Annotated in this window: 4 protein-coding genes; 2 read left to right on the top strand and 2 right to left on the bottom strand. The window is 70.0% G+C overall.

The features are described from left to right. Window positions 1-42: 42 nt before the first annotated feature. A complete protein-coding gene (locus ACWGIU_RS30825) occupies window positions 43-1272 on the bottom strand; it encodes a DUF349 domain-containing protein (protein ID WP_453711318.1) in 1230 nt (409 codons plus the stop codon). A 191-nt stretch (window positions 1273-1463) separates the two neighbouring features. Beyond that, on the bottom strand, window positions 1464-2255 hold the full coding sequence (locus ACWGIU_RS30820) for a peptidylprolyl isomerase (protein WP_453711316.1): 792 nt from the start codon (window positions 2253-2255) through the stop codon (window positions 1464-1466). Between the two features lie 153 nt (window positions 2256-2408). Between ACWGIU_RS30820 and ACWGIU_RS30815 the strand changes: the two genes are divergently transcribed. After that, complete coding sequence (locus ACWGIU_RS30815) at window positions 2409-3119, top strand: MBL fold metallo-hydrolase (protein ID WP_453711314.1); 711 nt, start codon at window positions 2409-2411, stop codon at window positions 3117-3119. A 10-nt stretch (window positions 3120-3129) separates the two neighbouring features. Then, window positions 3130-4377: histidine--tRNA ligase (hisS, locus tag ACWGIU_RS30810; protein WP_453711312.1), on the top strand; the 1248-nt coding region annotated here is incomplete at its 3' end.

Genomic DNA, 4377 nt, shown 5'->3' with positions numbered 1-4377 from the left:
GATCCGTACCGGGGCCCTCGTACGTGCACGGGCGGCCGGGAATCAGCCGCCGAACTCCTCCAGGCCCTTCAGCGCCTGGTCCAGCAGGGCCTGGCGGCCCTCCAGCTCGCGCGACAGCTTGTCGGCCTTGGCGTTGTTGCCCGCCGCACGCGCCGCGTCGATCTGCTCACGCAGCTTGTCGACCGCCGCCTGGAGCTGACCCGTCAGACCGGCCGCACGGGCCCGCGCCTCCGGGTTCGTACGACGCCACTCGCCCTCCTCGGCCTCCTGGATCGCCCGCTCGACCGCGTGCATGCGGCCCTCGACCTTCGGCCGGGCGTCCCGCGGCACGTGGCCGATGGCCTCCCAGCGCTCGTTGAGCGAGCGGAAGGCGGCACGGGCCGCCTTCAGGTCCGTGATCGGGAGGAGCTTCTCGGCCTCGCCGGCCAGCTCCTCCTTGAGCTTCAGGTTCTCGATCTGCTCGGCGTCACGCTCGGCGAAGACCTCGCTGCGGGCCGCGAAGAACACGTCCTGCGCACCGCGGAACCGGTTCCACAGGTCGTCCTCGGACTCGCGCTGCGCCCGGCCGGCGGCCTTCCAGTCGGCCATCAGCTCGCGGTAGCGGGCAGCCGTCGGACCCCAGTCGGCCGACTTCGACAGCGACTCGGCCTCCGCGACCAGCCTCTCCTTGACCTTGCGGGCGTCCTCACGCTGCGCGTCCAGCGAGGCGAAGTGCGCCTTGCGGCGCTTGGAGAAGGCGGAACGGGCGTGGGAGAACCGGTGCCACAGCTCGTCGTCCGACTTGCGGTCCAGTCGCGGCAGCCCCTTCCAGATGTCCACCAGGGCGCGCAGCCGCTCACCGGCACTGCGCCACTGGTCGCTCTGGGCCAGTTCCTCGGCCTCGACGACCAGCGCGTCCTTGGCAGCACGGGCCTCGTCCGTCTGCTTGGCCTTCGCCGCCTTGCGCTCCTCGCGCCGCGACTCCACGGTCGTGACGAGCTTGTCCAGCCGCACGCGCAGGGCGTCCAGGTCACCCACGGCATGGTGCTCGTCGACCTGCGTGCGCAGGTGGTCGATCGCCGTCTGCGCGTCCTTGGCGGACAGATCAGTGGTCCGCACCCGCTTTTCGAGGAGGCCGATCTCGACCACCAGGCCCTCGTACTTGCGCTCGAAATAGGCCAGGGCCTCCTCAGGGGTACCGGCCTGCCACGATCCGACGACCTGCTCGCCATCGGAAGTACGCACGTACACGGTGCCCGTCTCGTCGACTCGGCCCCACGGGTCGCTGCTCACAGCGCCTCCTCCACCTGATGCCTTGCGAGGGGTTCACCCCCTGGGCATCGTCCACAGTTTCCTGGGGCGGGCAGCGCCCGCCCTGCACAACGCCAACATAGGCGACCGCCGGGCCGGCTGTCCGCATCCCGCACGACGGAATATCGGCGTACGGGCGGCGGGCCGGCCGGGCCCGGGGTCGGCACATCACGTCAGTTCTGGGTGACCGTGCCCTTCTCGATCTTCACCTCGGTCTTGGGCGCGCCGTCCTGGCCGCCGTCGACCGTACCGGCCTTCGCGATCTCCTCGAGGACCTTCAGACCGGCCGCGTCGATCTTGCCGAAAGGCGTGTACGTCGGCGCCAGCGGACTGTCCTTGTAGACCAGGAAGAACTGGCTGCCGCCCGAGCCCGGCTGGCCCGTGTTGGCCATCGCCACGGTGCCGGCCGGGTAGACGACCTGGCCCTGCTCGTTGGCCTTGCCCAGCGAGTCCAGGTTCTCGTCCGGGATGTTGTAGCCCGGGCCGCCGCGACCGGTGCCCTCGGGGTCGCCGCACTGGAGTACGAAGATCCCGCCGGCCGTCAGCCGGTGGCACTTGGTGTTGTCGAAGTAGCCCTTGTCGGCGAGCGACTTGAAGGAGTTCACGGTCTGCGGGGTCTTCGCCGCGTCCATCGTGAAGTTGATGTCACCCGCGCTCGTCTTCAGCGCGAAGGTGTACTTCGCCTTCTGGTCGATCGCCATCTCCGGCGAGGGGGACTGCTTGGGCGCCGGCTCGCTCGCCGAGGCCGACGGGCTCGCGGACGGGTCCGCGGCCGAGTCCTTCTTGTCCTTGTCGAAGACCCCGCCGACCACCAGGCCCACCAGCGTCGCGACGACCACGGCCACCGCCGCGCCGATCACGGCCGCCCGCCGGCGCGACTTCCGCCGGGCCTCGGCCCGGCGCTTCTGCTGGCGCTCGTACTTCTCCTTGGCGAGCTGTCGCCGTCGCTGATCGCTCGTGACCACCGGGTCGTCTCCTTGTACGTGTCAGGTACTGCTGTCCGGGCTGGGATAGGCCGTACCGTATATGGGTTCGCTGTGTAATGAGCGGCGCCGGTAGGCTCTGAGCAGCAGGATTCCTGCCTGCGACCTCCCGCCGGACGACGATTGAGGACGAACGTGCTGATTGCCGGGTTCCCCGCAGGGGCTTGGGGCACCAACTGCTACGTGGTCGCCCCCGCCGCCGGTGAGGAGTGCGTCATCATCGACCCGGGCCATCAGGCCGCCCAGGGTGTCGAGGAGACGCTGAGGAAGCATCGGCTCAAGCCCGTCGCGGTCGTTCTGACCCACGGCCACATCGATCATGTGGCCTCGGTGGTCCCGGTGTGCGGAGCACACGACGTACCGGCCTGGATCCATCCCGAGGACCGCTACATGATGAGCGACCCGGAGAAGGCCCTCGGCCGCTCCATCGGGATGCCTCTCATGGGCGAGCTGACCGTGGGGGAGCCGGACGACGTCCGGGAGCTGTCCGACGGCGCGACCCTGAAATTGGCCGGAATGGAATTCTCCGTGGCGCACGCGCCGGGGCATACCAAGGGGTCGGTGACCTTCCGGATGCCCGAGCTGGCCGACATCCCGCCGGTCTTCTTCTCGGGCGACCTGCTGTTCGCCGGCTCCATCGGACGCACCGACCTGCCCGGCGGCTCCCACGCCGAGATCCTCGAGTCGCTGGGCCGCGTGTGCCTGCCGCTCGACGACTCGACCGTGGTGCTGTCCGGCCACGGTCCCCAGACCACCATCGGCCGCGAGCGCGCGACCAACCCGTATCTGCGGGAGGTCGCCGCCGGGCTCGGAGACGGCACCGCCGCTCCACGACGAGGAATGTGACGAGAGCTTCGTGAGTACTTTCAAGGCCCCCAAGGGCACGTACGACCTGATCCCGCCGTACTCGGCCAAATACCTGGCGGTCCGCGACGCCATCTCGGCCCCGCTCCGCAAGGCCGGGTACGGCTACATCGAGACGCCGGGCTTTGAAGACGTGAACCTCTTCGCCCGCGGTGTCGGAGAGTCCACCGACATCGTCACCAAGGAGATGTTCACCCTCACCACCAAGGGCGGCACCAACCTCGCCCTGCGCCCGGAAGGCACGGCCTCCGTACTGCGCGCGGCCCTGGAGGCCAGCCTGCACAAGCAGGGCAACCTCCCGGCCAAGCTCTGGTACTCCGGCTCGTACTACCGCTACGAGCGCCCGCAGAAGGGCCGCTACCGCCACTTCTCGCAGGTCGGTGCCGAGGCGATCGGCTCCGAGGACCCGGCGCTCGACGCCGAGCTCATCATCCTGGCCGACCAGGCCTACCGCACCCTCGGCCTGTCGAACTTCCGCATTCTGCTGAACTCGCTCGGCGACAAGGAGTGCCGCCCCGTCTACCGCGAGGCGCTCCAGACCTTCCTCGGCGGCCTCGACCTCGACGAGGAGACCGTCCGCCGGGCGGAGATCAACCCGCTGCGCGTCCTCGACGACAAGCGGGCCGAGGTGCAGAAGCAGCTCGTCGGCGCCCCGGTGCTGCGGGACTACCTGTGCGACGCGTGCAAGGCGTACCACGAGGAGGTGCGGGCGCTGATCACGGCCGCCGGCGTCGTCTTCGAGGACGACGAGAAGCTGGTGCGCGGGCTGGACTACTACACCAGGACCACCTTCGAGTTCGTCCACGACGGTCTGGGCGCGCAGTCCGCGGTGGGCGGCGGCGGCCGATACGACGGCCTCTCCGAGATGATCGGTGGACCGGCGCTGCCGTCGGTGGGCTGGGCGCTCGGCGTGGACCGCACCGTCCTGGCCCTGGAGGCCGAGGGCATCGAGCTGGACATCCCGGCGACGACGACGGTCTTCGCCGTGGCGCTGGGCGAGGCCAAGGCGACCGTGTTCGGCCTCGTGACGCAGCTGCGCAAGGCGGGCGTCGCGGCGGACATGTCGTACGGCGGCAAGGGCCTCAAGGGCGCCATGAAGGACGCGAACCGCAGCGGTGCGCGGTTCGCGGTCGTGGTGGGCGAGCGGGACCTCGCCGAGGGCGTCGTGCAGCTGAAGGACATGGAGTCCGGCGAGCAGACGGCCGTGCCCGTCGCCGAGCTGGTCGACACGGTCCGGGCC

It is taken from the genome of Streptomyces sp. NPDC054840 (assembly GCF_053611065.1).
The sequence above is the reverse complement of the archived record's forward strand: the minus strand, read 5'-3'. Positions and strand labels throughout refer to the sequence as shown.